The organism is Bacillaceae bacterium S4-13-56, from assembly GCA_040191315.1.
GTDB lineage: Bacteria > Bacillota > Bacilli > Bacillales > JAWJLM01 > JAWJLM01.
On record JAWJLM010000186.1, the window covers coordinates 1 to 577 of the forward strand.

The following is a 577-nucleotide window of genomic DNA, read 5'->3' on the forward strand; positions in this document are numbered from 1 at the left end:
TTATTTACATAATATCCATATCCAAAAAAGGCAATCGCATTTTTATCTTTGGATACAAGATCTACTAGAGTGGAATATTCTTGTTGTAATTCTGCTGTTTCTACCATTGGTTCTTCTTCTAGAATATTTTCAACAAAAAATTCATTGGTACCATGGTTTTCATTTGGACCATAAAATTTAATTTCCTCACTAGGCCATTCAGGACGAATATCAGACCATTTCACTTTATCATCTGCTACATAAGCACCAGAAGTGTACATTTTAATAATTTCTTCTTTTGTCATTTCAGTTGCCCAGTCGTTATCTTTATTAATAACCATTGTTAAACCATCATAAGCTAGTTTGAATTCAAGAACATCTTCACCCATGGTTAGTCCATTTTCGTCAAGTGCTGCTACTTCTTCATCTTTAATTGGTCTTGAAGCATCAGAAAAATCAGTTTCCCCCGGGATAAACTTTTGGAAACCTGCAGAAGATCCTGCACGACCAACTTGTACACTTACATCAGGTTGTTCTACATCCATATATTCTTCAGCAATTCGTGCCATTAGTGGATAAACAGTACCAGATCCATCAA

Annotated in this window: 1 protein-coding gene; it reads right to left on the reverse strand. The window is 34.8% G+C overall.

Features of this window, described 5'->3' with window-relative positions; all coding sequences use genetic code 11:
• The coding region (locus RZN25_18580; GenBank protein ID MEQ6378793.1) for a substrate-binding domain-containing protein at positions 1-577 on the reverse strand (577 nt) is incomplete at both ends.